Here is a 25799-nt window from a genome sequence, read left to right as displayed (position 1 = left end):
ACGTCTCTTAGGCAGCGCGTTCCGGAAGCAGGAAGGGATCCCAGGCAGGCGTGGGCTTCTCGAGTTCCTTGATCTGCCAGATGGTGCCATGCGGAGGCTCGGGCACGAACCGCAGCTTCCAACCCATCTCCGCCGGGGTGTGATCACCTTTGACGTTGTTGCACCGAAGGCATGCAGCCACAAGGTTCTCCCAGGAATCGGCTCCGCCGCGGGACTTGGGGTGGACATGGTCGATCGTGTGCGCAGCTTTCCCGCAGTAGGCACATTTGTGCCCGTCACGGCGAAGCACCCCGCGTCTGCTGACGGCCGTGGACTGGTTGTATCTGGGACGGATGTAGCGGTTCAGGAGAATCACGGACGGGCGGCCCAGAATCTCCTGGGGACCCACTACGGGATCGTCCCCTTCGGCCACAACGCTCGCCTTGTTCGTCAGCACAAGCACCAGCGCCCGGCGGAAAGAAATAACCGCCAGCGGTTCATATCCAGCATTCAGAACGAGAGTGCGCATGCACGTACCTCTTCACGGCCGCACCCGTCAGGGGCACGAGGGCCGGCTGCCCTCGGCATGTCCGGGCTATGGATCGACACCACAAGAGTAAACAAAGAAGTGCGCTATCGGCTAATTCCGGTGTGTGCGGATCCGCCGTGTCCGGCCGCAGCGACTGACGCGACCTGCGCGGTTAAACGAAACAACCCCTGCCGCAAGGGCAGGGGCCGTTTTCGATCCGGTCAGCGGCATAAACGGGCCGGGAGTGTCAGTTCACGCGGATGAAGACCGGGCCGGAGCCAACGTTGGCGCTGAAAACAACCGTCTGGTTGCCGTTGTAGCCGCCGTGCACTGCCTGGCCGTTTCCGGCGTAGACAGCGATGTGTGCCACACCGGCGCCACCGTCGGCGTAGTAGATCAGGTCGCCCGGCTGCGCTTCAGCGGCGCTCACGGTGCGGCCCAGGGAAAGGTAGCCGGCGGGCCAGTCGTGGAAGTTGATGCCGACGGCGGCCAGGGAGTTGGTAACCAGCATGGTGCAGTCCTGCATCACACCGAGCTGGGCGTAGGCGGCCGAAAGGATAGCTGCACCCTTGCCGCTCGCCGAAGCGGCGGGGGCTGCGGCAGGAGCGGAGGCCGTCACCTTGGCGGCTACAACAGGGGTGGCGGCCGGAGCGGGGGCTTCCTGGACCTCAACCTCGGGCTCCGGCGCTTCCACAACGGGAGCCGGAGTGGTGGTCACTGCGGGCTTTTCGAAGGAAATGGCAATGGTGGACTCAGCCGAAATCGGCGCCTCAACCGTTGATTCAACTTCCAGGTTCGAAGCCGGAGCGGAGTCACGCTGGACGTTGGCGTCAGCAGCGTTGGCTGCCAGGCCGCTGGTCAGGACCAGGCCGGAAGCGGCTGCGATCACTGCTGCCTGGCGTCCAACGCCTCCTGCATTGCCGCCTACAGCTTTGGCAATAATGGCGAGCGAATTGGTTTTGGTGACCTCGGCGCGATGCCGTGCGGTTGCACGAGTAGTCATCAGTTCTCTCTTTCGTTTTCCCCGGTCGCCTTGTAGGCAGACAGGGGGTTTGGACGTGCCGGCATCTTGGGGGTACGCCGGCACGTCACGAACGGGGATGTATAGCGAAAATGCGTTTGGGCAAAGAAAAAGCTCTTGGACCCGGAGGTCGAAGAACTAGTTCATGGTGAAGAATGCGGAGGAGCCGGTGGCGGCAGCCGCGTGCAGCAGCGTCCCCTGGGAGGGGTTCAGTGCGCTGATCATCATGCCGTTGCCGACGTAGATGCCAACGTGCGCGCCGCCGTTCTGCATGACCAGGTCACCAGGCTGTGGAGTGGAAGTCGGCTTCATAACAGTCCACGCATTGGTGCGGGGAATGCTGATGCCGGCCTGTGCGTAGACCCACTGGGTGAAGCCCGAGCAGTCCCAGCCGGTGACGGGGCTGGTGCCGCCCCAGACGTAGGAGCGGCCAATGCCGGTGTACGCGATGGCAGCAATGCCTGAAGTGGAAGCAGAAGAGGCGGTTTCGGCCAGCTTCTCCACGGTGGAGGCAGCGGTTCCGGTGGCAGCCGTTCCGTTACCTGAGGCAGTGGACTGGGTACGTACGGCCTGCACCCTGGGAGCCGCAGTGGTCTTGACCACCGGGCGCTCGAAGGAGACGGTGGCCGTGGGCGCCGCAGTAACGGCAAGGGCGCTCTGCGCTGAACCGGACTCGGCGGAGGCGGACACACCAGGGGTGGTGTCTGCGGCGGTGGCCGGCAAGCCCATGCTCAGGATGAGGCCGGAGGCAGCTGCGATAACGGCAGCCTGGCGACCAACTGTCCCGGCATTGGCACTAACAGCTTTGGACACAGTGTCCAAAGGGTTGGTGCGAACCGTTTGCGCACGGTGGCGCGCAGAATTATGGCGTGAAGACACGAAGGTAGCCTCTCCCAATGCCTGCGAGGTGAGCTGTCGGATTCGGATGGGAGTCACCCGGCCACGCGGCTTCCAAGGAAGCTTTGCGACTTAACCCCAAGGCCTTCCCATGGAAAGGCCAAAATTGGTTCCCCCGCCCCTGCCAGACGATGTCATGCGAACGGACCTTGAGCGGTGGCAGAGCTAGGCAATCCGCACAAGAGCGTCAACTTCGGAAAAGTTGACGCGAGTTAGACGGTACAGCAGTTTTGATTGAATGTCACATTCAGGTCACGGCAACTCAAGAGCATCTGATAGCTCATTGTCACTTGACTACAGCCAGCCAGTGGGGTCAACCACTTCACCATTGACTTGGACTTCGAAGTGCAGGTGGCAGCCCGTGGAGGCCCCCGTAGTGCCGCTGAGCGCGACAACTTCCCCGCGGGATACCGTCTGGCCTTCCTTCACGTTGAAGGACGACAGGTGGTTGTAGGTGGTTTCCAGGCCGTTGCCGTGGTCAATCACAACGCGGTTGCCGCCACCGAACTGGTGCCAGCCCACAAACGTAACGGTTCCGGTTGCCGCAGCCATGACCGAGGTGCCGCACTGGGCCACATAGTCCTGTCCGCGGTGAAAGTCTCCCGTGCCGCCGGTGATGGGGCTGACCCGGTAGCCGAACGGCGAGGCGGTGCTCATCACGGTGAGCGGGGCGCCAAGGCTTCCGGCCGAGGCGGCGCGGCTGATGGCGCCGGCCGACTGGGCGCTCAGCAGCTGCTTCAGCTTGCCGTCGGGGTCAGCCTGGGTGACAACGGCGGAGCGGCTGAAGTCAATCTGGGCTCCGGCTTCCGCGGAAACCTGGGGCTGGGGCGTCACAGAGGAGGCGGCTACCGGGGTGGCGCCCGAGGCGTCGGTGGCCATGACGGGACTGGTGGCCGGAACTGTCACAGTGAGGACCAGGCCGGTGGCGGCAAGGGCCATGCCGGCCTTCTGGCCGATGCCGCTGGCCCCGGCGAACTCGGTGATCTGGCGGAAGGGACCCCGACGCCGGCGAGCATCACGGTGCGGATCGCGGGGGCGCTCCGAGGTGATGACTTCGACAACGCGCGGTGTCGAAGCGGGGCCCGCCGCGCGGCGGCGACCCCTGGAATTCTGCATGGTCAAGAAGGGTTCCTCTCTGGAAAGCCTGCGGAGTTAGCTGTCGGATTCGGGTCAGAGAGTTCAAAGACCCGGTCCGCCGTAAGCAAGCTTCGGCACAGAGATATCCCGTTAAGGATCCTTCGCTGGAAGAGGCTTGCTGCTGACGGACTTCACCCCAAGGCAGTCCCCCGCTGCCGGTTGTGGTTCCCCCGCCTCTGCCAGTTACGACTCGCACTCCTGATCCGCTGGCAGAGCTCGGCTCCAGATCAGGTAACGCTTTAATATCAACGCTTGGTTCAACTATAGAGGCTTAAGCCGCTTGGTAACAATTCCGTTATCTTCGCGTAAGTGGCCGCTCGTAGGGTAACGCGCCGCTAGCCGGCAGGCTGGCGGATGGCAACAAACACGTGTGCGGCAACCTCGGGCGGCAGTTCCAGGGCCCCTTCAATCCCTGCAACCCGGACGGAAATATAGTCGCCCACCCGTTCCAGCGATACGGCTGCACCCGGACGGATACCGCCTTCATCGAGCTGGGACAGCAGTTCCGGCTCCACCTGGATGGGCTCCGCGAGCCTGCTCACGGTCACCTCAGATGCCGGACCGTAGGATTTCATTGCTTCAAGGAGGCTGATGGCACCGTCGGCGAAGCCCAATGAGGGCGTACCGCCCAAGGCCGCCAAACCGGGAATCGGATTCCCGTACGGAGACTCCGTGGGGTGGTTGAGCATCTCATAGATGCGCCGCTCCACCCGTTCGCTCATGACATGCTCCCAGCGGCAGGCTTCGTCATGGACGTAGGCCCAGTCCAGTCCGATAACATCCGCGAGCAGGCGCTCGGCAAGGCGGTGCTTGCGCATGACCTCCGTGGCGCGCTTCCGTCCCGTTTCAGTGAGCTCAAGGTGCCGGTCTCCGGAGACGACCACCAGGCCGTCCCGCTCCATCCTGCCGATGGTCTGGGAGACGGTGGGCCCTGAGTGGCGGAGCCGCTCGGCGATGCGCGCACGAAGAGCGACGATATTCTCTTCTTCAAGCTCCAAAATGGTCCGAAGGTACATTTCCGTTGTGTCGATCAGATCCGTCATCCAGCTCAGCTCCTAGAGCGCAGTACCTTGCGTTGTCCCACCGTATCGCCTTCACTGCGACGTAGTCCGTGGAAAAGCTTAGCCTATTTTGACTTTGTCCGAATAGTTCACCCCTGTGCTGCGCGGGCGTCTCATTGGCTGGACTATGGTGGCCCAGGTTCCCGCCGAAACAGCGCTTCAGGCAGAATAGGGAAGGCCCTGGTTGCAGTCACCGCCGACTGCCGGCCGCCAACAACCGTCCGGACCAAAGTTATGTCCATGCCGAAATTGGAGCACCTGTGAGCGAAACCAGCATCACTATTCCCGCCGACCTCCTGCCCAAGGACGGACGGTTCGGCGCCGGGCCTTCCAAGGTCCGGCAGGAACAGATTGATGCGCTGTCAGCCGCGTCAAAGAACATCCTCGGCACGTCCCACCGCCAGGCCCCGGTTAAGAACCTGGTGGGCTCTGTCCGCGAAGGCCTGAGCCAGTTCTTCCGGGCACCTGACGGGTACGAAGTGGTGCTCGGCGTGGGCGGCTCCACCGCTTTCTGGGATATTGCCAGCTTTGGCCTGGTCGAGAAGAAGGCCCAGCACCTTTCCTTTGGTGAATTCGGGTCCAAGTTCGCCGCAGCAACCAACAAGGCCCCCTTCCTGGACGCGTCCTCCATCATCAAATCCGAACCCGGCACCCGCCCCTCAGCGCAGGCAGAAGCAGGCGTGGATGTGTACGCCTGGCCGCAGAACGAGACCAGCACAGGCGTTTCGGCCCCCGTGCAGCGCGTTGCCGGCGTGGACGAAGGTGCGCTGGTCCTGGTGGACGCCACCTCTGCCGCAGGCGGTCTGGACGTCGATGTGGCACAAAGTGACGTTTACTACTTTGCTCCGCAGAAAAACTTTGCTTCCGACGGCGGGCTCTGGCTTGGGCTGTTCTCCCCGGCCGCCCTGGAACGGGCAGCACGGATCAAGGCCAGCGACCGCTGGATTCCGGATTTCCTGGATTTGCAGACGGCCATCGACAACTCGCGCCTGAACCAGACCTACAACACCCCGTCGCTGTCCACCCTCGTGACGCTGGACGCGCAGGTGCAGTGGTTGAACGCCAACGGCGGCATGGACTTTGCATCCGCCCGCACGGCTGACTCCGCCGGCCGCATCTACAGCTGGGCTGACGCCTCCGGGTTCGCCACTCCCTTCGTCACCAACCCGGACGAGCGCTCGAACGTCATCGCCACCATCGACTTCGATGAGTCCGTGGACGCGGCCGTGGTTGCCAAGGTCCTGCGCGCCAACGGCGTGGTGGACACCGAGCCTTACCGCAAGCTGGGCCGCAACCAGTTGCGGATCGCAACGTTCGTGGCCATCGAGCCCGCGGACGTTTCCGCCCTGCTGGCCACCATCGATTACGTGGTGGGCGAGCTGCGCAAGTAGGATATTAAGCACGACGGCGCCGCCCGGGTTTTTCCCGGGCGGCGCCTTTTTGTCTGTCTTAGAAGGAGCGCTCCTGAGGAGCGTCCGACGAGGAGTTGCCGGCAGTGTTCCCGGCGGGGTGGTCTGCGGCCTGGTCCGGTTCAGCGGCGGCAAAGGCACCTGCCTCAGCTTCATGACCGGCAGTCCCTGCCAGAGAATCTTCCGCAGCACCCGATTCCGGCGACTCGGCCTCCACCATTTCCGGTTCGTGTTCCCGCTCCGGTTCCTGTTCATCTTCGGGCCGGACCCGCTCCGCCCACGGAACCCATTCCGGGGCCAGGATGGAGTCTTCGGACGGCAGCAGGCCCAGCTCGTTGACGGTTACCACCTTGGAGCGTGAGTTTCGGGTCAGGACCGCGAACCATTGCCAGCCGCCGTAGCCGGGCAACCTTGATTCAAAAAGATGCGTCACCAGGCGGTCGCCTTCGCTCTTGGCTGCCAGATGCTGCCCGATATTCGACGGCGCCGTAATGCCTTCGATCGCGCTCCGGGCAGTTTCAACGGCGGCGGCAAGGAACGCGTCGGGCTTTCCAGTCCGCCATGCCGGCACGCCGGCACGCGGCTTCACAGTCTTCACTCCAGCCGCGGCGGAGGCCGGCGAAACAGGGCCAGTCGGCTCCGGTTCCTGCGACACCGGCTCCCGGGACACCAACTCCGGCGACTTCACTGCCGGCTCCTGCTGATCAGCTTCCGAACTCATCAGGGCCTAAACGTCCAGCTCGTCGGCAACCTTACGCAGGGCGGCGGCGATGGCCTTGCCCTTGTTGCCTTCCGGGTATTTGCCATTGGAGAGGGTTCCGGACAGGTTGTCCAGAACGGTCACCAGGTCCTGGACCAGCGGCGCAAGGTCCCGGGCGCTGGGCCGTTTCGCCTTGGCGATGGACGGCGTCTTATCCAGCACACGCAGCCCCAGGGCCTGGGCACCCTTGCGGCCGTCCGCGACACCAAACTCAACGCGGGTGCCGGCCTTCAGCTCCGTTACACCCTCGGGCAGCGAGGATTTGGGCAGGAACACTTCCTGGCCGTCTTCGCCCGCGAGGAATCCGAAGCCTTTGTCCTTGTCATACCACTTGACCTTGCCGGTAGGCACGTAATCAACCTTCTTCGTTCTGACGTCTTGAGACACGGCCTGCTGTCACCGCATCCGCATTGTCGTGCGGGTTCAGGGTATGACGGCTGGAGACCGTGTTGGTCTTTATCCCTCAAGGTTATCCTGCCCCATGCCCTAATCCTGCTTTCGGCGGCTCCCTGTAACGGCCCCGAAGCACCCATGCCCAGAGTGTCCGACCGGGCTGTTAGCGTTACGTCCATGACACCCTCGCGTTACCGGCGGCCCCTGACGATCTTCGCCGCGGTTATTGCCGTGCTCTCGCTGGCAGCGGTGGCAGCCGTCATGGCGTTTGCCTTCGCAGGTTCGGTAGCTCCGGCCTGGGTCACCTATACCGCGCTTTACGGCCTGCCGCTGGCGTTCCTCCTGATGCTGTTCCTTGTCCTGGACAGCGTCGCCGGGCGCCGCCGGGCAGGAAAACCGGACGGGCGGTAACGTTGGACTGATGTCCCTTATTCGCGCTCTCAGCAAGGACCTGGAGGCCCGCAGCGACGACTCGTTGCGGTCCCTGTTCGACGCGCGGCCGGACCTTATCTCCCCCGCCGTTCCTGATTTCGCCGCCCTCGCCGCCAGGGCCAGCGGGAGGGTCAGCGTCCAGCGCGCCCTGGAGCGCCTCAACCGGCCCCAGATGCAGGTCCTGGAAACCCTCCATCTGTGTACGAATACCGACACGAAGCACAGTGCGTCAGCAGCGGGCCTCCGCAACCTGATTTCAGGGTCCACCCTTGCGGCCGTGGACCGGATCCTGGCGTCGCTCCAGGACCTCGCGCTGGTACACCGGGCCGAACCCCCGCACGGAACTCCGGCCGGCAAGCAGCGCTACTACCTCCCCGTAGGCAGCCTCAAAGATGTGGTGGGGATATATCCCGCCGGGCTGGGGCGGAGCTACACGGAGCTGGTGCGCCTCCAGCCCGCGTTCGCGCAGCGGGCCGTTCAGCTGGTTTCCGAACTGCACCGGAAAGGCGTCGCCATCCATGGCGCCACTACGCCCATGGAGGCAGCGCTGGCGCTGCAGCACTGGACGTCCTCCCCTGAGGCTTTGCAGGACATATTGTCCACCGCTCCGGAACGGACGACGGCGCTGCTCGCCAAATTCCGGAACTGGGCCATGGGTGCCGTCCCCCAGGCGCAACGCAAGGCATCCATTGCCACCGAGGGATCCGACGTCGGGCCCGTAGACTGGCTCCTGGCCCGCGGCCTGCTGGTGCCGTTGGACGCCGCCCACGTGGAACTGCCGCACAGCGTGGGACTCTCACTGCGCGGCGGCGCCATCATTAATGACTTCGCACTGTCACCGCCGGTCCCCGAGCTGGGTCACACCAGCGCCGCCCTGCGCCGGAACGCCGCTCTCGGCGCCATCGCAGAAACCCTGCGGCTCGTGGGCGAGATGCTCCATGCCGTGAAGGAACAGCCGCTGGCCACGCTCCGCAGCGGAGGCGTGGGCGTTCGCGAGATGAGGCGGCTCGCTGATGTGCTCCGGATCGACCAGCCACGCGTCGGGCTGCTCCTGGAGCTCTGCGGGCTCGCGGGCCTGATCCGGCTGGACGTTGATTCGTCGTCCTGGATCCAGCCGCCGGAGTTGGAGTGGCTCGTCCTGCCCCGCCAGGAACAATGGCTCTGGCTGGTGAACGCCTGGCTGGCCAGCGAGCGCGTACCCTCCATGGTGGGGCAGCCCATCAGTGGAACGTCCGGAGCAGCGGCAGGGCACCGCGCCGCATCGGGGAGCACCGTCATCGCCTTGTCGGCCGAGGCGCAGCGGCCTGACGCTCCGGTAGTGCGCAAGCGGATCCTGGAGATTCTCAACGAACTCACCCAGGAAGCGGCGGCACCGGACGGGACCGCGCCGGTGCTTGATGCAGCCGCGGTCCTGCAGCGCGCGGAGTGGGCCCAGCCGCGGATGGCCCGGCGCTTCAGCTCCCTGATCCGCGGGGTGCTGGCCGAAGCCGAAATTCTCGGTTTGCTGGGCTCCGGAGCGCTGAGCCAGCTGGGAAGCGCCATTGCCGGCGATGATCCGGACGCCGCACTCGCCATCCTTGGCGAGCACCTGCCGGCTGAGTTGAACCACGTGCTGCTCCAGGCGGACCTGACTGCTGTGGCCCCCGGATACCTTGCCCCGGCCCTGACCGGGGAACTGCTGCTGATGGCGGACGCGGAAGGGCAGGGGCCGGCCACCATATACCGGTTCTCGCCCGCTTCCATCCGCCGCGCTCTGGACGCCGGGCATGACGCCTCGGCCCTGCTGGAGTTCCTGCGGGAACATTCGGCCACGGCGGTGCCGCAGCCGCTGCAGTACCTCGTGGAGGATACAGCTGCCCGGCATGGCCGGCTGCGGGTGGGCACGGCCGCGAGCTTTATCCAGAGCGAGGATGAGGCCGCGCTGCTCGAACTGCTCCAGGGACCCAAAACCGAGGGGCTCGGCCTGGTCCGGATTGCTCCCACGGTCCTCATCTCTTCCGCTCCCCCACGCGAAACAGCCCAAGTATTGCGCAACCTGGGCCTCTCGCCGTCGCTTGGGGAATCCGAACAGCCCGTACTCAGGCTCCGGCGTACACCTGCACCGCACGCCCCTTCCCGGCCCGTGTACACCGCCCCGCGGACCGCACCGGAAGCTGAGGAAATACAAGCTCAGCTGGACGTGCTCCGCCACCGCCCTGCCGCCGTCGTAAGCCACCCTGGGCAGGCGGACTCTGGCTCCGAGGCAGCCACCCAGCTGGGCCTGGAAGCCCTCCAGCGCGCCATCCGGCTGAAGCAGCGGATCAGCATGAATGTGGTGGACGGCATGGGGAATGCCAACCTCGAGATTGTTGTTCCCCTCTCAGTGAGCGGCGGACGCGTCCGGGTCTTCGACCCCGCGAAGGACACCGAACGGGTGCTGTCCATCCACCGCATTATCGATATTGAGGCCGCAGAGGAACTGCGCCAGTGAAGGACTTCCCCGAGTGAACGACGGCCCCCTGATTGTCCAGAGCGACAAAACCATCCTGCTCGAGGTGGACCATGAGCTCGCCACAGAAGCCCGGCACGCCATAGCGCCATTCGCCGAACTGGAACGTGCGCCCGAGCACGTCCACAGCTACCGGTTGACGCCTTTGGGCCTGTGGAATGCCCGGGCCGCCGGTCTGGACGCCGAGAAAGTCCTGGACACGCTGCTGAAGTATTCGCGCTTCCCCGTGCCGCATTCACTGCTGATCGACGTCGAGGAGACGATGTCGCGGTATGGCCGGCTGCGCCTGGAAAAGGATCCGCAGCACGGACTGGTGATGCGGACGGACGACTACCCGGTGCTTGAGGAAGTGATCCGGTCCAAAAAGATCCAGCCGCTCCTGGGGCCTCGGATTGACGGCGAAACCGTGGTGGTGCACGCGTCCCAGCGAGGGCAGCTCAAGCAGCTCCTGCTCAAGATCGGCTGGCCGGCCGAGGACCTGGCCGGCTACGTGGACGGCACTCCGCACCTGATCGCGCTGAACGAGGACGGCTGGAAACTGCGGCCCTACCAGCAGATGGCCAGCGACAATTTCTGGGCCGGCGGCAGCGGCGTAGTGGTGCTTCCCTGCGGGGCCGGCAAAACCCTGGTGGGCGCGGCGGCGATGGCAACCGGCTCCACCACCACCCTGATCCTTGTCACCAACACCGTTGCTGCCCGGCAGTGGAAGGATGAGCTGCTCAAGCGCACCTCCCTCACCGAGGACGAAATCGGCGAGTATTCGGGGGCTCTGAAGGAAGTCCGCCCTGTCACCATCGCCACGTACCAGGTGCTCACCACCAAGCGCGGGGGCCTGTATCCGCACCTGGAGCTGGTGGACGGGCATGACTGGGGCCTGATCATCTACGACGAGGTCCACCTGCTTCCCGCCCCGATTTTCCGGATGACGGCGGACCTGCAGGCCCGGCGGCGCCTGGGCCTTACGGCAACACTGGTGCGCGAAGACGGCCGCGAGGGCGAGGTCTTCAGCCTGATCGGACCAAAGCGCTACGACGCGCCGTGGAAAGATATCGAGTCCCAGGGCTACATCGCCCCCGCGGACTGCGTGGAGGTCCGTGTGGACCTGCCGCGTGACGAGCGCGTCGCCTACGCCATGGCTGAGGACGCGGACAAGTACCGGCTTTGCGCCACGTCCGAGTCCAAGACGCAGGTGGTGGAGCAGCTCGTGGCCCGGCACAGCGGGGAGCAATTGCTGGTCATCGGCCAGTACATCGACCAGTTGGATGAGCTCGGCGAGCGCCTCCAGGCGCCGGTCATCAAGGGCGACACTTCCGTGAAGGTGCGCCAGAAGCTCTTCGATGCCTTCCGTGCCGGCGAGATCCAGACGCTCGTGGTCTCCAAGGTGGCCAACTTTTCCATCGACCTGCCGGAAGCCTCGGTGGCGATCCAGGTGTCCGGCTCCTTCGGGTCGCGGCAGGAGGAAGCGCAGCGCCTTGGCCGGCTGCTCCGTCCCAAGAAGGACGGCCGGGCCGCCCGGTTCTACTCGCTGGTGGCCCGTGACACCCTGGACCAGGACTTCGCAGCGAAGCGTCAGCGGTTCCTCGCCGAGCAGGGCTATGCCTACCGGATCATGGACGCCAAGGACGTGGAAAAGGCGGAGTAGCCGTATCTGCGGTTGTGCCGCCTTAACGGTTGTCCAGGCCAGGCGACTCGCCGCGGTTCTGCTCAGGCATTGCATACTGGAAGCATGCGACGCCCTGTGGAACCCGTTGTACCGCAGCCGGGCCAGGAATCTGTCTGGGATTACCCCCGGCCCCCACGCGTTGAGCCGAGCCAGGAACGGATCCGGGTGGTCCTTGGCGGAGAGCTCATCCTTGACGTCACGGAGTCACTGCGCGTCCTGGAGACCAGTCACCCGCCGGTCTATTACTTCCCCCGGGAAGCCTTCAGGCCCGCGGCACTGGAGCCTGCCTCGCGGACCAGCTATTGCGAGTTCAAGGGGACAGCTCGGTACCTGAACGTTCGCGGTGGTGGCCTGGTGGCTGTTGCGGCAGGATGGTTCTATCCGGAGCCTGCGCCGCCCTACACCTCATTGGCCGGGCATGTGGCACTGTACCCGGGCAAGATGGATTCTTGCGAGGTGGACGGCGAGCGCGTCCGTCCCCAAGCCGGCGCTTTCTATGGCGGGTGGATCACCAACAGGGTAGTTGGGCCATTCAAGGGCGAGCCGGGAACGATGTTTTGGTGAGCGGCCGCCCTTTCCAATGAATCCTCGCGGCGGCTTTCACAACGTGCTTCCGATGAACATCCAGACAACTCCCAGAATCCGGGAGCATGATGGGAGCATGAACAAGAACGGCCCTGAAGCGAAGCTCCTCGTGGTGGACGACGAACCCAACATTCGTGAACTGCTCTCCACCTCCCTGCGGTTCGCCGGATTCGACGTCGTCTCCGCAGCCAACGGACGCGATGCCCTGGCCGCTGCCGACCTGCACGCACCGGACCTCGCCGTCCTGGACGTGATGCTCCCCGACATGGACGGGTTCACCGTCACGCGCCGGCTGCGGGCTTCAGGCAAGCACTTCCCCGTCCTGTTCCTGACCGCCAAGGACGATACCGAGGACAAAGTCACCGGCCTTACCGTCGGCGGCGACGATTACGTCACCAAACCCTTCAGCCTGGACGAGGTAGTGGCCAGGATCCGCGCCGTCCTGCGCCGGACGCAGCCATTGCTTGATGACGACGCCGTGATCCGAGTGGACGACCTGGAGCTCGACGACGACGCCCACGAAGTGCGCCGGGGCGGCACTGTCATCGAGCTCTCCCCCACCGAGTTCAAGTTGCTCCGCTACCTCATGCTCAACCCCAACCGGGTGCTGTCCAAGTCGCAGATCCTGGACCACGTGTGGGAGTACAACTTCAACGGCGACGCCTCCATCGTGGAGTCGTACATCTCCTACCTTCGGCGGAAGGTGGACATCGACCCTGAAGCTCCTGCCCTGATCCAGACCAAGCGTGGCGTGGGATACGTGCTTCGGACGGCAGAAAAGCGCTGACCTTGCTGGAGCGTTGGAAGTCCGCATCCCTGAGGACGCAACTGGTGGCCATGATTATGGCACTGCTGATCGTGGCACTGACCGTGACCGGGGCAGGCACCTTGGCCCTGCTTCACAGCTACCTGCAGGGCCAAGTGGACGACAAGCTGTACGCCGCCGTCGAACTGGCGGGAAAACAGCGCTCCTTTACGCAACTCCAGACCCCAAACCCGCCGGTTCCTACCGATTATTCGCTGATACTTTTTGTACCCGGCCAGGACCCCTATCCGTTCGGCGGCGATGCCGAGAAACATCCGGACATCAGCTCCATCTCCGTGGAACAAGCCCAGGCACGCGGCGTGGTCCCTTACCAGGTCAAGGGCACGGACGGGCATAACTGGCGGGTTGTTGCGGTAACGGTGCAGACCAACCAGACCACGGCCGTGGTGGTCATCGGACTGCCGCTGCAGAGCGTGGATGACGTGCTGAAGCACGCAACGCTTGTGGTCACCGGAGTTGGCCTGCTGACGCTGCTGCTGGCGTCCCTGATCGCCAGCTGGACCGTGTCGCGTTCCTTCCGGCCGCTGGCGAGGGTGGAGAAGACGGCAGCCGCGATTGCCGCCGGCGATTTGTCCCGCCGCGTGGAGGTGGAGAACCCCGGCACTGAGCTCGGCAGGCTCAGCAGTTCATTGAACGCGATGCTCGCCCACATCGAATCGGCTTTCGCCGCCCGCACGGCCTCGGAGGCGAGGATGCGCCGGTTCGCTGCCGACGCCTCGCACGAACTGCGGACCCCGCTGGTGACCATCCGCGGCTTCTCCGAGCTGTACCGGCACGGCGCCCTCACCACGGACGAGGACGTTGCCACGGCCATGGGAAGGATCGAAAGCGAAGCCAAGCGCATGGGCTCCATGGTGGAGGACCTGTTGCTGCTGGCCCGCCTTGATGAGCAGCGGCCCTTGCAGCAGAAGCCTGTGGACCTGCAGTTGATTGCCCATGATTCGGTGGTGGATACGCAGGCGAGCTCGCCTTCGAGGGTTATTTCACTGGTCGGGCTCGACGGCGGCCCGGCAGCACCCGCGCCGGTCCTGGGCGATGAGGCCAAACTCCGCCAGGTGGTGGGCAACCTGGTGGGCAATGCCTTGCGCTACACCCCTGAAAACACCCCCATTGAGCTGGCTGTTGGCGTTCGCGCCGCAGCGGACGGGCACGAGCGGTCCGTTATCGAAGTCCGCGACCATGGACCGGGCATCTCCGAGGAAGATGCAGCGAAGGTCTTCGAACGTTTCTATCGTGCTGATACATCGCGCACGCGCGAGACCGGCGGCAGTGGCCTGGGACTGGCCATTGTGGCCGCGATCGTGGGGTCCCATGGGGGCTCTGTCCGGGTGGAGAATACGGACGGCGGCGGGGCCACCCTGGTGGTCAGCCTTCCGCGCGAGGACACGCCGATGCGTGCCAATGCCGAGGGCAGCGACAGCGAGGTTATCCACATATAGCCTCCGGCCGTAGCCCCGGGAAATGCGCATCCATACGCTTGTTGCAGTTGTCCGGACCAGCCGGGCATGGGAGCAAACGCTCACCGCTACAGCGAAAGGCATTGCCATGAGCATCATCTCCGTCGACACCGAACTCCTGCAGCTCAAGTCGGCCAACGTCCAGGCCACGGTGGACCGGATCAGCGCCGACGTCCAGGCCATGAAACGGGGACTGGACGAGCTCCAGGGATCCTGGCGCGGCGCCGCCGCCACCAACTTCCAGGCCCTCGTCACGGAATGGACCATCACCCAGGGCAAGGTGGAAGCTTCACTCGCGTCGATCAACCTGGCTCTGGCGTCGGCGGCTGCCACGTACGCCCAGGCGGAGCAGGGAAACACCCAGCGGTTCAGCTGAGCCAACCAGGCGGCGAGCCGTATGGAGTGCCGGCGTCAGGCTTCGGGGCCGTCAGGCTTCGGGGCGGTCAGGCTTCGGGAGTGCCCTGATGGAACCGCAGCCGCCAGCGGTCACCGTCGAGCACCCACAGAGAGCTTCGGAGCGTCGTGCCTGAGCGCGCGAAGCTCCGGTATGTCAGCAGGACCGCGCCGGGGCCGATACGGTCCGCGCCGAGAATCTCAATATCGGTCCGCTCGCCGGGATCTTCTTCCAGAGCCATCATCATGGCGTCCCGGGTCCAGACCCGGCCCGAGCTGCCGATCTCCAGGAAGTCGGGGTGCAGGAGGACCGCTGTCCTGCCGATATCACCGCGCACCAGGGGGCCCAGCAGTTCCCGCTCCAGCTCCTCCACCAGCGCTTCGGGCGGTGCGGTTTGGGCCTGGCCGGCTGCGCCCGCCAGGTCAAAGGCCCCATCGTCCAGCTGGGCGAAGTCCAACTGGGCGAAGTCAGCCCGGGCAGAGTCCGGCTGGGCAAAGTCCGGCCGGCCACCGTTCTGCTGGCTGGCCTTCTGCTGGCTGGTGTTTCGCCGGGGAAGGGCCGGCTCCGATACGTTCTGTTGTGTGGGCTCCTGCTGGCTGAAGAGGTCGGGTTCACTCGGCGGTGCTGCCGTGGCCCTCCGAGGTGCTGAAACCGTGCCGGCCGAGCGGGCGCCTGAGGTGGACAGGTGATGGGCGCCGGGGAAGCCGGGCCCTGAGCGGGCAGCCACCCCCTGCTGGTAGGCAGTGGCAGCCGCGCGGGCCCGTTCGTCCGCGGCTTCGTTCAGGTCATGCCCTGCGTGCCCCTTGACCCATTCGAACCTGTATTTCCGCCCCGCCAGTTCCCGGTCCAGTTCCTTGAGGAGGTCCACGTTCAGCACGGGCTTGCCATCAGCCTTCCGCCATCCCTTGCGCTTCCAGCCCGGCATCCACTTGGTGATCGAGTTGATGACGTACTGGCTGTCACAGAGGATATGCAGGTCCTCCTCGGGAAGGTGCGCCGTGGCCCGCAGAAGATCAAGGACAGCCATCAGCTCACCCTGGTTGTTGGTGCCATGAGGCCATCCTCCGGCACGCCAGCAGCCGTCGTTCACGTACCAGGCCCAGCCCGCCGGGCCAGGGTTTCCCAAAGCCGAACCGTCGGCCGCTGCTGTAATCGTCACCGGTCTATCCTGCCAGAAGACACAGGCAAAGCGTTGGTCCTGGCCCCTCCCGCTATCAACACCCCTGTCGGGCTTACGCCCGCTCCCCAGCCACTTGAGCACACCGACGCACCCGGAAAGCGGTTACCAAGATCCCTTGACGAACATGTCCGATGACCGGCACAATCGGATGTCATACGAGAAAGCGCTTTCTCACATGTGTCAGACGGGCGAAGACGCCTGCTGGAAAGAGAATGCGTGCTCATAAGAACAAGGAAGGCATATCAATGACGATTCCAACCGGTAGCCGGAGGAAATTCAAACTCGGGGCCGTGGCTGTCGCCCTTTCCCTCCTCGCAACGGGCTGTGGCACCTCCGGCGGTTCCAGCAACAACGAGGAGGTAACCTTGCGGTTTGCCTGGTGGGGCAACGAGTACCTCAACGCTCAGACGGAAAAGGTTATCGACGCTTTTGAAGCGGAACACCCGAATATCAAGATCGAATCAGAGCCTGGCGAATGGGCCAGCTACTGGGACAAGCTCGCCACCAAGACTGCTGCGAACGATGCTCCTGACGTTATCCAGATGGACCAGAAGTACATCGCCGAATACGGCGGACGCGGGGCCCTCCTGGATCTGTCCAAGCAGGACGGAATCGACACCTCCAAGCTGGACAAAGAAGGCTTGGCTTCCGGCCAGTACGACGACGCCCAGTACGGAATCAGCACAGGCCAGAATGCCTATGTCATCATGGCCAATACCAAAGTCTTCGAGGCAGCGGGCGTGCCCCTCCCGGATGACACCAAGTGGACCTGGGATGACTTCATGGCCACGGCTGCCAAGATCAGCGCCGCAGGTGATGGCAAGGACTACGGTGCGGCGTACGGCACCAACGAAGCCGACCTGATCATCTGGCTGCGGCAGCACGGTGAGAACCTTTATTCAGAGGACGGCAAGCTGGACTTTGAAACGCCAACGGCTGCCTCCTTCTGGGAGCGCCTGAAGGAACAGCGTGATTCGAAGGCCAGTCCGCCGGCCACCGTCGCCACCGAGGACGCCGGTGCGGGGCTGGAAGAGAGCCTCTTCGGCACCAACAGGGTTGGCATGGCCTGGTGGTGGACCAACCAGCTCGGATCGCTCGAGGCTACTACCGGCAGCAGCATTAAGATGCTCCGGGCACCCAGCGTTGACGGTTCTGCTGCTGCCAACGGCATGTACTACAAGCCCAGCATGTTCTGGTCCGCTTCCTCGCGGTCAAAGCACCCCGAGGCTGCCTCGACGTTTATCAACTTTTTGGCCAACAGCCCCGAAGCCGGAGCCATCCTGAAGACGGACCGCGGCGTCCCTACCAATGCGGAGATCGTCGAAAGCATCAAGCCCACCCTCAAGCCGGCGGACACAACAGTGGTCAGCTTCCTGAAGGATCTCGGCCCCGATATCAAGGATGCTCCGCCGGTTCCCCCGGTAGGGGCCGGCAGCGTGCAGAATGTGGTCAAGCGGTACACCGATGAGGTCCTGTACGACCGACTGACACCGCAGGCAGCTGCTGACGCCTTCAAAAAGGAAGTTGAAGGAATGCTGGCCAGCGCCAGGAAGTAAGCAGCTTCGAAACGCAGAAAAGCGGCCCCCTCGTAAGAGGGGGCCGCTTTTCTGGATTCGCGGGACAGGCCCGGCAGGGAGGGCTTAGAAGCCGCCCATGCCGCCCATGTCGTCGCCGCCGCCAACCGGGGCAGGGTTCTTCTCGGGCTTGTCAGCCACGACTGCCTCGGTGGTGAGGAACAGACCGGCAATGGAGGCCGCGTTCTGCAGGGCAGAGCGGGTCACCTTGACGGGGTCGTTCACACCGGCAGCCAGCAGGTCGACGTATTCGCCGGTTGCGGCGTTCAGGCCGTGGCCTGCGGGCAGGCCGCGGACCTTGTCAACCACAACGCCCGGCTCCAGGCCGGCGTTGAAGGCGATCTGCTTCAGCGGGGCGTCGATGGCAACGCGGACGATGTTGGCACCGGTTGCTTCGTCGCCGGAGAGCTGCAGGTTGGCGAAGGCCTTGGCACCGGCCTGGATGAGGGCCACGCCGCCACCGGCGACGATGCCTTCTTCAACAGCAGCCTTGGCGTTGCGCACTGCGTCTTCGATGCGGTGCTTGCGCTCCTTGAGCTCAACCTCGGTTGCGGCACCGGCCTTGATGACTGCAACGCCGCCGGCCAGCTTGGCCAGGCGCTCCTGCAGCTTCTCGCGGTCGTAGTCCGAATCGGAGTTCTCGATCTCGGCGCGGATCTGTGCCACACGGCCGGCGATCTGGTCGGCGTCGCCTGCACCTTCGACGATGGTGGTCTCGTCCTTGGTGACAACAACCTTGCGTGCCTTGCCCAGGAGCTCCAGGCCGGCGTTTTCCAGCTTGAGGCCAACTTCCTCGGAGATGACCTGGCCGCCGGTGAGGACGGCGATGTCGGCGAGCTGTGCCTTGCGGCGGTCACCGAAGCCCGGGGCCTTGACGGCCACGGACTTGAAGGTGCCGCGGATCTTGTTGACGATCAGGGTGGCCAGGGCCTCGCCCTCGATGTCCTCGGCGATGATCAGCAGCGGCTTGTTGGACTGCATGACCTTCTCGAGGACAGCAACCAGTTCCTTGACGTTGGAGATCTTGGAGTTGACGATCAGGATGTACGGATCCTCGAGGACCGTTTCCTGGCGCTCGGCGTCGGTGACGAAGTAGGCGGAGATGTAGCCCTTGTCGAAGCGCATGCCTTCGGTGAGCTCAAGCTCCAGGCCGAAGGTGTTGGACTCCTCGACCGTGATGACGCCTTCCTTGCCGACCTTGTCCAGGGCTTCGGCAATGAGGGCACCAATTTCGTTGTCACCGGCGGAGATGGATGCCGTAGCGGCGATCTCTTCCTTGGTTTCGATTTCCTTGGCGGAGTTCAGCAGCTCGGCGGTGACGGCTTCAACAGCCTTCTCGATGCCGCGCTTGAGGGACAGCGGGTCGGCGCCGGCAGCAACGTTGCGCAGGCCTTCCTTCACCAGTGCCTGTGCCAGCACGGTTGCCGTAGTGGTACCGTCGCCAGCGACGTCGTCCGTCTTCTTGGCAACTTCCTTGACCAGCTCGGCGCCGATCTTCTCGTAAGGATCGTCCAGCTCGATCTCCTTGGCGATGGAAACACCATCGTTGGTGATCGTGGGGGCGCCCCACTTCTTTTCGAGGACGACGTTGCGTCCACGCGGGCCGAGGGTGACCTTAACGGCGTCGGCGAGGATGTTCAGGCCCCGCTCAAGGCCGCGGCGTGCCTCTTCATCAAATGCAATGATCTTGGCCATAACGGCAGTAGTCCTTTCGGGACAGTCGTTAAGAATGAACCTTCGCTGCAGTGCCCGCGACGGACGATCCTTCGCCGTTGGCCTCTGTATGCCTCCGGGTGCGGATCTCACTCCAGTTAGGTGTTTCTTCGCTCCTCGACCGGTGCAGCGCGCCGCGGGCCGGAACCAGCTTTGCTTAGCAGTCGGTACGTCAGAGTGCTAACTCAATAATTAGCACTCCACAGGTTAGAGTGCAAGCGAAAGAAGCCGGACGGTCACCTGTTTAGCCGAGGGCGAAGCCACCCACCGGCGCGGCCGACCAGCGGGAAACCAGCCCCGCCGCGTCAGCCTGCAGCGCGGCCGGCAGTCTCCCGGCCGCTGGGCGCAGGGTTGTTGTCAGCCCCATAGGTGTAGACGGTGAAGGTGGCGGTGGTGATGTCCCCGTTGGCGTCGAAGGCAACCGGGCCTGATTCGCCGTCGTAATTAATATCGGGGCGACTCATCAGCCCTGCCCGGCAGTCCTTGTAGGTGAGGCAGGGTTCAGCTGGCGGTGTCCCGGCGGATCCTTCCACCGTTCCCCCGGATACAGCGATCAGGTTGGCGGCGATGGACCGGCCCGCGTCATCCTGGGCGCGGGCTGCAGCCAAGGCAGCAACGGTCATGGCGTCATAGGCCTCGGCGGCGAACGATACGTCCTTCAGGCCCGGATCCACCGTGAGCAGCCTGGCTTGGAAGTCAGCATCGGGAAGCTGCCCGGCAACCAGCGTGCGGGCGCCGGCGAGGGACCTGGCTGGCAGGCGGGCGCCGTAGCGGGCGAAGGCGCCGTCGCTGAGGATGATACGTTTTCCGTCCACCCCGGCATTGCCCAGTTCGGCCAGGGCGCCCTGCACACCATCCCGGGCGATGACAATAACGGCGTCCCAGTTTGCCTTGTCGACGGCAGCAGCGGCGCTGCCCGCCTCGCCTGGTGTGAAGCCGGCGGTGACGGCCACTTCCATGCCGCCCTGCCCGGCAGAGGTGGCGACGGCGGCTGACACGGCCGCTCCGTACGAGCCTTCCTGGTACATCACCGCCACTGTGGTGGCGCCGGCGTCCTTGGCAAGCTTCACGAGGACGGGGCCCTGCGCGACGTCGGCGGCCGCGGTCCGGAAGTAATAGCCGCCGCTGTTGGCGGTGCTGAGCCCGGCGGCTGTGTTGGCGGGGGAGATCAGCGGAGTCCGCGCGCGGGAGAGGATGTCGATGGCAGCGGCGGCGTGGCTGGAATCGGTGGGGCCGATAACAACGTCAGCCTTAGCGGCGACGAGTGCCTGGGCCTGCCCGGCGGAATCCTGTCCGGATTCGGCGGGAAGGAGCTCCACCGGCTTGCCTTTATGGCCGCCGGAGGCGTTGATCTCCTGCACGGCGAGCTTGGCAGCGGCCAGTTGCGGTGCGTTCAGGAAGGCGTTGTCGCCGGTGCTGTCCAGGATCAGCCCCACCCTCAGGATGCCGTCTCCGGACGCCTCCACCGGTTCCACCCGCGCATTGCCGGCGGCACCGGCACAGGCTGTCAAAGCCAGGGTAGAGCAGGCAGCAGCTGCCAGGACCGTCCGGCGGATGTCCGCGGGACGCAGGAAAGCGTTGTTCACTCGGCCGGCCGTACGCTTTCGGCCTGCGGGCCCTTCTCGCCTTCGCCAACTTCGAGCTCCACGCGCTGGCCTTCATCGAGGGCCCGGTAGCCCTCGCCTTGGATTGCGGACCAGTGGACAAAGATGTCATCACCCGTGCCGTCGACGGTGATGAAGCCGTAGCCCTTTTCCGCGTTGAACCATTTGACGGTTCCCAGTGCCATGTCCGACCACTCTTTCCCTTGTGTCCGGGCGCCCACGCCGCTGTCTGCCGGCTGGCCCGACCGAACCTGAAAATCACTCTAGCCAACTGCGTGCCGGCGGGGCGGGATGGCTCCGGGACAGCCAGCAATAGTTATTCAGGCGTAACAGCCGGTACGGCATGCAGGGACAGCGCCGTGCTGTTTGCCCGGAAAGGGGATTGCTGTTTACCGGTACCCGGGGCCGAGCACCACAACCAGGGGCACCTGGAATTCGCTGCTGTCCACCAGCGTGGGGATGCCGAGGAGCTCCGCCAGGGCCTGGGCGCTGGCGAGCTGGCCTGCTCCCGAGTAGAAGATGATGGAAGTTTTCTGCGGCGAGCCGGCCCAGTTACCCACCTGCCCCAGCGTCCAGCCGTCAGCCTGGACCGTGCCGCCAACCCGGCTCGCCAGTCCTGCAGTCCCCGCGGCGTTATAAATGGCGACGCCCTGCGCCTTGTCGATCACTGCCGGGGCGCTGGATGATGCGCTAGGCTCCGGTTCGGCTTCGGCACTTGCTTCGGCTTCGGCGCTTGCTTCGGGTTCAGCCGAAGCGGAGGGCTTTGCCTCGGTGGAGGGAGACGCATCCGGAGTCGCCGGGGGCGTGGAACCGCTGCCGGCCAGTGGCGCTGCCTCCTGGCTGACGGACGCCTGGTCGCCGGCGCTGTTGAGACCGAGCTTGGGAAGGATCAGGAACGACACCAGTCCGATGGCCAGTGCAGCCACGCCCACCGCAAGGATCGGCCAAAGCCGTACCCGGGCAGGGGTGGAAGCCGTGCGGTGGACACCTTGTCGCGAAGCAGTCTCCGGGACCTTGTCGAATTCATCGCGGGCGTATCTGGTCATGGTGGATGACATCCTTGTTGGTTTGCTGCTGGAGGGCACAGCGGGAGCGTCTTAGGCGTCGGATCCCAGGCGCCGTGCGGTACGGGCACGGTGACGCGACGTACGTAGTCTACGCAATCGCTTCACCAGCATGGGATCGTGGGCCAGTGCATCCTCGGTATCGATAAGGGCATTGAGCAGCTGGTAATAGTGCGTCGCAGACAGGTCAAAGAGCTCCCGGATCGCCTGTTCCTTGGCGCCGGCATACTTCCACCACTGCCGCTCCAAGGCAAGCATCTGCTGGTCCCGCTCACTCAGCGCCGAGTCACGGAGGGCGAAATCGGCGAGGAGCGGATGCCGTGGTTCCTGCTCCGGCAGGTGCTCCCGGGCTGGTTCCGCCACTGCACACTCCTTTTGCTGGTTGCGAAAAATGTCTGACCCCCATGTTACGGGCGAATAACACCAATGTCATTTGGACCGGGAAGGGCTGCGGCCCCTTACCAAGGGCGCCCCTGCAAGAATGGGACGGTGTTTGAATCAGATGCCTTGTTCGAACTGGCGCAGGAACCGGCAGACGCAGGGGGTTTCGCGGAGCTCGCCCGGCTTCCCCTGGACGAGCTTATGGCCCCCGATTGGGCAGAAGCGCTGGCGGGCGTGGAGGCGGAGCTTCGCCACGTGCTCACCTTCCTTGCCGGCGAAGTGGCAGCGGGGCACGGGGTCCTGCCGGCGCCGTCGAACGTCCTGCGGGCCTTCCGGCATCCGCTCGCGGACGTCAAGGTGCTGATCCTGGGCCAGGACCCCTACCCCACGCCGGGGCACGCGGTGGGGCTGTCCTTTTCCGTTGACCCGCACACGCGGCCCATCCCGCGGAGCCTTGCGAACATCTACCGTGAGCTGGAAGCGGACCTCGGGGTTCCGGCCCGGGTGCACGGGGACCTTTCCGCGTGGGCTGACCAGGGCGTGCTGCTCCTGAACCGCGTCATGACCGTGCGGGCGGGCTCTGCCGGCTCCCACCGCGGCAAAGGTTGGGAGAAAATCACGACGGCGGCCGTCACCGCCGTCGCGCACAGGCGCCGTCCGGACGGGTCACGGGCGCCCCTCGTTGCCGTGCTGTGGGGAAAGGACGCGGAAGGCGTCCGGCCGCTCCTGGAGGGGGCACCCGCGGTGGCGAGCGCACACCCCAGCCCGCTGTCCGCGTCCCGCGGTTTCTTTGGCTCCCGCCCCTTCAGCCGTGTCAACGAGCTCCTGCGCGCGCAGGGTGCCCTGGACGTAACCTGGGAGCTCCCGCCAGTCCCCTAGCTTAGGCTTGCCTTATGAGCATCATGCCCGCCGCCGCCAGCGCCACCAAAAAAAGCCGTCCGCAGGTCAACCTCACCGTGGTCCGCAGGGAAGAACTCTCCCCGCACATGGTTCGGATTGTTGCCGGCGGGGACGGCTTCGCGGACTTCACCAACAACGACTGGGTGGACCGGTACGTCAAACTTGTCTTTCCCCAGCCCGGCATCGAATACCCCTCCCCGCTGGACCTGTGGAGCATCCGGGAAACCATGCCGCGGGAACAGTGGCCCTTCACCCGGACCTACACCATCCGCTGGGTGGATGCTGCCGCGCGGGAACTGGCCATCGACTTCGTGGTGCACGGCGACGAAGGCCTCGCTGGTCCCTGGGCGGCGACCGCGCAGCCGGGCGACATGCTGACGTTCACCGGCCCGGGTGGTGCCTACAACCCCGCACCCGAGGCGGACTGGTACCTTTTCGCCGGCGACGAGGCTGCGCTGCCGGCCATCGCGGCATGCCTGGAGTCGCTGCCCCGGGATGCAACCGGCCTGGCATTCATCGAGGTGGATTCCGACGCCGATGTCCAGCCCATCGCGGCCCCCGCCGGCGTGGAACTCCACTGGCTCGCCCGCAAGGGCATCCCCGCCGGCGAGAGCAACCTCCTGGTCCAGGCCGTGGCGGACGCCGAATGGCCGGACGGCCGCGTGGACGTATTCGCCCACGGCGAGCGCGGCTACATGAAGGCCCTGCGCGACGTCCTTTTCAAGCAGCGCGGCCTGGACCGCAAGCAGGTCTCGCTTTCGGGCTACTGGGCGAAGGGCCGGGTGGAGGACGTATTCCAGGCGGAGAAGAAGCTGCCGGTCGGCCAGATCTAGTCCGGCGGCGGCCAGCCGCCACCACAAAGTCAGCGGCGCCGGGCGCGGCGGCGCTCATTGCTCGCCAGGCTCCGGGTCAACGGCCTCGCAAGGGTGTCACCCAGCACGATCCCGCCCGCTGTTCCCAGGACGATTGCGCCGGCGTTGAGCATCCCGCCGGCGCCGAGGAGGATCTCGGCTTCCTCGATGGTGAGCACGTACATGGACCGGAAGATCGTCAGCCCCGGCAACAGGATCAGTGCTGCCGGCACGGCCACCACAAGCTGCGGCGCCCCCATCCGCAGGGCAACCACACGGGCGAGCAAGCCGATGACCACCGCAGCGAGGGCGGGTGAGAACCGGTCGCCGATTCCCAACTGGCTGGCAGCGAGCAGGACGAGATAGCCCGCCACTCCCACGGCAGCTGTGGGCAGCAGAAGCTTCCAGCTGGTCTGTTCCGTAACCCCGATGGCCATCACCGCCACCGCCACGAAGATCACCAGGACCCAGAGGTCGTAGGCGGGCGGGAACGTCTGCGTCACGTCGATGCGCTGCATCCCGGTCAGCTCCCCCACCACAAAGGCGACGGCGATGCCCGCCACGATGGCGCCGAACGTCAGCAGCGTGGACAGGAAGCGCCCCGCCGCGGTGACAGGGAAGCCGTTGATGGCGTCCTGCACGGAGGAGACCAGGCGCCCTGTGGGCAGGAGCAGGAGAATGCCGCCCACCACCACGATGGCCGGCGAAGTTGTCAGCCCGAACTGCCAGAGAACCAGCGCCAGCTGGGTCACCACGAACGAACAGCTGGCGGTGATGAAGAAGTCCGGCACGCGCCACCGGCCCAGTTGGCGGGCCAGCAGGCTGATGGCGATGTTGGCGACGAAGGCGATGGCGGAAGATACCGGTCCGCCGCCCAGGACGCCCACAAAAACCGCCGCGAAGGTGCCGAACGCCACCGTGACCAGCCACCTCGGGAAGGGCTTGGGACTGGTGATGGCCTCATCCAGCCGGCGGATTGCCTCGTCGCGGCCTACTCCGCCGGCCACGATGTCCGTCACGAGCTGGTGGACCTTTGCCAGGCCGGCGTAGTTGTTCGTCCAGGAGCGGACCACGCGCAGCAGCGCGATGGGTGTCTGGTCCTTCGGAGCGTAGTTGATGCCGACAGACTGGTTGGTGATGTCCACTTCGATGTTCTTTAGACCCAGTGCCGCAGTGACAGCGATAATGCTGGTTTCCACCTCCAGCGCACCGGCGCCGTAGCGGAACATCGTCTCGGCCAGGTGCAGGACGAAGTCGAGGGTCTTGCGGGCCGAGGTGTCAACGCCGCCCACCTGGATCATCGGGTTGGCGTACGGGCTGCCGGTCAGGCGGTCCACGATGCTCAAGGGGGCGGTGGGCGGGTTTTCGCCCTGCACCAGCCGCCGCAGCATTCTTTTGGCGGCGGCGTTCTGCCGCGCTTGGGAGGGGGTCAGGGGTTCGGTCTTGGGCGGGCCGTCCGTGTGCGGCCTGCGCCGGGGGTGTTCCGGCCGGTCGGTCATGG

At 65.1% G+C, this 25799-nt stretch carries 25 protein-coding genes and 2 riboswitches; of the genes, 11 read left to right on the top strand and 14 right to left on the bottom strand.

What is annotated here, in order from left to right; translation table 11 throughout:
• Window positions 1-7: 7 nt before the first annotated feature.
• From FBY31_RS17935 to FBY31_RS17915, 5 genes are all read right to left on the bottom strand, one after another.
• Entirely contained in the window at window positions 8-508 is a 501-nt protein-coding gene (locus tag FBY31_RS17935) for an HNH endonuclease (RefSeq protein ID WP_142043789.1), read from the bottom strand.
• A gap of 247 nt (window positions 509-755) precedes the next feature.
• Window positions 756-1511, bottom strand: coding sequence for an NlpC/P60 family protein (locus tag FBY31_RS17930; RefSeq protein ID WP_142043788.1), 756 nt, complete (start codon window positions 1509-1511; stop codon window positions 756-758).
• Between the two features lie 156 nt (window positions 1512-1667).
• Window positions 1668-2342 carry a C40 family peptidase gene (locus FBY31_RS17925; protein WP_142043786.1) on the bottom strand — a complete coding sequence of 225 codons (675 nt, stop codon included), beginning with the start codon at window positions 2340-2342 and terminating at the stop codon, window positions 1668-1670.
• Window positions 2343-2412: 70 nt separating this feature from the next.
• Window positions 2413-2573: riboswitch (cyclic di-AMP (ydaO/yuaA leader) on the bottom strand.
• 147 nt (window positions 2574-2720) lie between these two features.
• The gene (locus tag FBY31_RS17920; RefSeq protein ID WP_142043784.1) at window positions 2721-3542 is read right to left on the bottom strand and encodes a M23 family metallopeptidase; all 822 of its coding nucleotides are present in this window, start codon (window positions 3540-3542) and stop codon (window positions 2721-2723) included.
• Between the two features lie 10 nt (window positions 3543-3552).
• Window positions 3553-3764, bottom strand: a riboswitch (cyclic di-AMP (ydaO/yuaA leader).
• A gap of 134 nt (window positions 3765-3898) precedes the next feature.
• Window positions 3899-4606, bottom strand: a complete 708-nt coding sequence (locus FBY31_RS17915; protein WP_142043782.1) for a metal-dependent transcriptional regulator — start codon at window positions 4604-4606, stop codon at window positions 3899-3901.
• A gap of 278 nt (window positions 4607-4884) precedes the next feature.
• Between FBY31_RS17915 and serC the strand changes: the two genes are divergently transcribed.
• Window positions 4885-6015, top strand: coding sequence for a phosphoserine transaminase (serC, locus tag FBY31_RS17910; RefSeq protein WP_142043780.1), 1131 nt, complete (start codon window positions 4885-4887; stop codon window positions 6013-6015).
• A gap of 58 nt (window positions 6016-6073) precedes the next feature.
• Here the strand turns inward: serC and FBY31_RS17905 are convergent, their stop codons facing one another.
• Complete coding sequence (locus tag FBY31_RS17905; protein ID WP_142043778.1) at window positions 6074-6754, bottom strand: DUF3027 domain-containing protein; 681 nt, start codon at window positions 6752-6754, stop codon at window positions 6074-6076.
• Between the two features lie 6 nt (window positions 6755-6760).
• Window positions 6761-7144 (bottom strand): cold-shock protein, encoded by a 384-nt coding sequence (locus tag FBY31_RS17900; protein WP_142043776.1) that lies wholly within the window; start codon window positions 7142-7144, stop codon window positions 6761-6763.
• Window positions 7145-7363: 219 nt separating this feature from the next.
• Here FBY31_RS17900 and FBY31_RS17895 point away from each other — a divergent pair, with 219 nt between their 5' ends.
• From FBY31_RS17895 to FBY31_RS17865, 7 genes are all read left to right on the top strand, one after another.
• The gene (locus tag FBY31_RS17895) at window positions 7364-7597 is read left to right on the top strand and encodes a hypothetical protein (protein ID WP_142043774.1); all 234 of its coding nucleotides are present in this window, start codon (window positions 7364-7366) and stop codon (window positions 7595-7597) included.
• Window positions 7598-7607: 10 nt separating this feature from the next.
• The gene (locus tag FBY31_RS17890; protein ID WP_142043772.1) at window positions 7608-10088 is read left to right on the top strand and encodes a helicase-associated domain-containing protein; all 2481 of its coding nucleotides are present in this window, start codon (window positions 7608-7610) and stop codon (window positions 10086-10088) included.
• 13 nt (window positions 10089-10101) lie between these two features.
• On the top strand, window positions 10102-11748 hold the full coding sequence (locus FBY31_RS17885; protein ID WP_142043770.1) for a DNA repair helicase XPB: 1647 nt from the start codon (window positions 10102-10104) through the stop codon (window positions 11746-11748).
• Between the two features lie 84 nt (window positions 11749-11832).
• On the top strand, window positions 11833-12333 hold the full coding sequence (locus FBY31_RS17880) for a DUF427 domain-containing protein (protein ID WP_142043768.1): 501 nt from the start codon (window positions 11833-11835) through the stop codon (window positions 12331-12333).
• 97 nt (window positions 12334-12430) lie between these two features.
• The gene (locus FBY31_RS17875; protein WP_142043766.1) at window positions 12431-13141 is read left to right on the top strand and encodes a response regulator transcription factor; all 711 of its coding nucleotides are present in this window, start codon (window positions 12431-12433) and stop codon (window positions 13139-13141) included.
• Window positions 13142-13143: 2 nt separating this feature from the next.
• A complete protein-coding gene (locus FBY31_RS17870) occupies window positions 13144-14619 on the top strand; it encodes a sensor histidine kinase (protein WP_142043764.1) in 1476 nt (491 codons plus the stop codon).
• Window positions 14620-14725: 106 nt separating this feature from the next.
• Window positions 14726-15013, top strand: a complete 288-nt coding sequence (locus FBY31_RS17865; protein WP_142043762.1) for a WXG100 family type VII secretion target — start codon at window positions 14726-14728, stop codon at window positions 15011-15013.
• A gap of 67 nt (window positions 15014-15080) precedes the next feature.
• Here FBY31_RS17865 and FBY31_RS17860 read toward each other — a convergent pair whose 3' ends face one another.
• A complete protein-coding gene (locus FBY31_RS17860; protein ID WP_142043760.1) occupies window positions 15081-16190 on the bottom strand; it encodes a ribonuclease HI family protein in 1110 nt (369 codons plus the stop codon).
• A 266-nt stretch (window positions 16191-16456) separates the two neighbouring features.
• Here FBY31_RS17860 and FBY31_RS17855 point away from each other — a divergent pair, with 266 nt between their 5' ends.
• Window positions 16457-17767 (top strand): ABC transporter substrate-binding protein, encoded by a 1311-nt coding sequence (locus FBY31_RS17855; RefSeq protein ID WP_142043758.1) that lies wholly within the window; start codon window positions 16457-16459, stop codon window positions 17765-17767.
• 84 nt (window positions 17768-17851) lie between these two features.
• Here the strand turns inward: FBY31_RS17855 and groL are convergent, their stop codons facing one another.
• From groL to FBY31_RS17830, 5 genes are all read right to left on the bottom strand, one after another.
• Window positions 17852-19480, bottom strand: coding sequence for a chaperonin GroEL (gene groL / locus FBY31_RS17850; protein WP_142043756.1), 1629 nt, complete (start codon window positions 19478-19480; stop codon window positions 17852-17854).
• Window positions 19481-19803: 323 nt separating this feature from the next.
• Window positions 19804-21084: an ABC transporter substrate-binding protein gene (locus FBY31_RS17845; RefSeq protein ID WP_235013111.1), complete on the bottom strand. Its 1281-nt coding sequence runs from the start codon at window positions 21082-21084 to the stop codon at window positions 19804-19806.
• Complete coding sequence (locus tag FBY31_RS17840) at window positions 21081-21287, bottom strand: cold-shock protein (RefSeq protein WP_091417924.1); 207 nt, start codon at window positions 21285-21287, stop codon at window positions 21081-21083. Before FBY31_RS17840 ends, FBY31_RS17845 begins: the two co-directional genes overlap by 4 nt.
• Window positions 21288-21491: 204 nt before the next feature.
• Window positions 21492-22148 (bottom strand): LytR C-terminal domain-containing protein, encoded by a 657-nt coding sequence (locus FBY31_RS17835; protein WP_142043753.1) that lies wholly within the window; start codon window positions 22146-22148, stop codon window positions 21492-21494.
• A gap of 51 nt (window positions 22149-22199) precedes the next feature.
• Window positions 22200-22529, bottom strand: a complete 330-nt coding sequence (locus FBY31_RS17830) for a DUF3263 domain-containing protein (RefSeq protein ID WP_142043751.1) — start codon at window positions 22527-22529, stop codon at window positions 22200-22202.
• Between the two features lie 126 nt (window positions 22530-22655).
• Between FBY31_RS17830 and FBY31_RS17825 the strand changes: the two genes are divergently transcribed.
• Together FBY31_RS17825 and FBY31_RS17820 are read left to right on the top strand one after the other, a co-directional pair.
• Window positions 22656-23426: a uracil-DNA glycosylase gene (locus tag FBY31_RS17825; protein ID WP_235013110.1), complete on the top strand. Its 771-nt coding sequence runs from the start codon at window positions 22656-22658 to the stop codon at window positions 23424-23426.
• Window positions 23427-23440: 14 nt separating this feature from the next.
• The gene (locus tag FBY31_RS17820; RefSeq protein WP_142043747.1) at window positions 23441-24280 is read left to right on the top strand and encodes a siderophore-interacting protein; all 840 of its coding nucleotides are present in this window, start codon (window positions 23441-23443) and stop codon (window positions 24278-24280) included.
• 29 nt (window positions 24281-24309) lie between these two features.
• Here the strand turns inward: FBY31_RS17820 and FBY31_RS17815 are convergent, their stop codons facing one another.
• Complete coding sequence (locus FBY31_RS17815) at window positions 24310-25797, bottom strand: threonine/serine ThrE exporter family protein (protein WP_142043745.1); 1488 nt, start codon at window positions 25795-25797, stop codon at window positions 24310-24312.
• Between the last annotated feature and the right edge of the window lie 2 nt (window positions 25798-25799).

It is taken from the genome of Arthrobacter sp. SLBN-100 (assembly GCF_006715305.1).
In the GTDB taxonomy this organism is placed as follows: domain Bacteria; phylum Actinomycetota; class Actinomycetes; order Actinomycetales; family Micrococcaceae; genus Arthrobacter.
This window is presented reverse-complemented; position numbering and strand designations above follow the sequence as displayed.

Bases quoted from the DNA above. Each gene is read 5' to 3' on its own strand.
- FBY31_RS17905 (WP_142043778.1), bottom strand. From the start codon at position 6,754: ATGAGTTCGGAAGCTGATCAGCAGGAGCCGGCAGTGAAGTCGCCGGAG.
- FBY31_RS17920 (WP_142043784.1), bottom strand. From the start codon at position 3,542: ATGCAGAATTCCAGGGGTCGCCGCCGCGCGGCGGGCCCCGCTTCGACA.
- FBY31_RS17815 (WP_142043745.1), bottom strand. From the start codon at position 25,797: ATGACCGACCGGCCGGAACACCCCCGGCGCAGGCCGCACACGGACGGC.
- FBY31_RS17895 (WP_142043774.1), top strand. From the start codon at position 7,364: ATGACACCCTCGCGTTACCGGCGGCCCCTGACGATCTTCGCCGCGGTT.
- FBY31_RS17865 (WP_142043762.1), top strand. From the start codon at position 14,726: ATGAGCATCATCTCCGTCGACACCGAACTCCTGCAGCTCAAGTCGGCC.
- FBY31_RS17875 (WP_142043766.1), top strand. From the start codon at position 12,431: ATGAACAAGAACGGCCCTGAAGCGAAGCTCCTCGTGGTGGACGACGAA.
- FBY31_RS17880 (WP_142043768.1), top strand. From the start codon at position 11,833: ATGCGACGCCCTGTGGAACCCGTTGTACCGCAGCCGGGCCAGGAATCT.
- FBY31_RS17820 (WP_142043747.1), top strand. From the start codon at position 23,441: ATGAGCATCATGCCCGCCGCCGCCAGCGCCACCAAAAAAAGCCGTCCG.
- FBY31_RS17935 (WP_142043789.1), bottom strand. From the start codon at position 508: ATGCGCACTCTCGTTCTGAATGCTGGATATGAACCGCTGGCGGTTATT.
- FBY31_RS17840 (WP_091417924.1), bottom strand. From the start codon at position 21,287: ATGGCACTGGGAACCGTCAAATGGTTCAACGCGGAAAAGGGCTACGGC.
- FBY31_RS17835 (WP_142043753.1), bottom strand. From the start codon at position 22,148: ATGACCAGATACGCCCGCGATGAATTCGACAAGGTCCCGGAGACTGCT.
- FBY31_RS17915 (WP_142043782.1), bottom strand. From the start codon at position 4,606: ATGACGGATCTGATCGACACAACGGAAATGTACCTTCGGACCATTTTG.
- groL (WP_142043756.1), bottom strand. From the start codon at position 19,480: ATGGCCAAGATCATTGCATTTGATGAAGAGGCACGCCGCGGCCTTGAG.
- FBY31_RS17855 (WP_142043758.1), top strand. From the start codon at position 16,457: ATGACGATTCCAACCGGTAGCCGGAGGAAATTCAAACTCGGGGCCGTG.
- FBY31_RS17930 (WP_142043788.1), bottom strand. From the start codon at position 1,511: ATGACTACTCGTGCAACCGCACGGCATCGCGCCGAGGTCACCAAAACC.
- FBY31_RS17890 (WP_142043772.1), top strand. From the start codon at position 7,608: ATGTCCCTTATTCGCGCTCTCAGCAAGGACCTGGAGGCCCGCAGCGAC.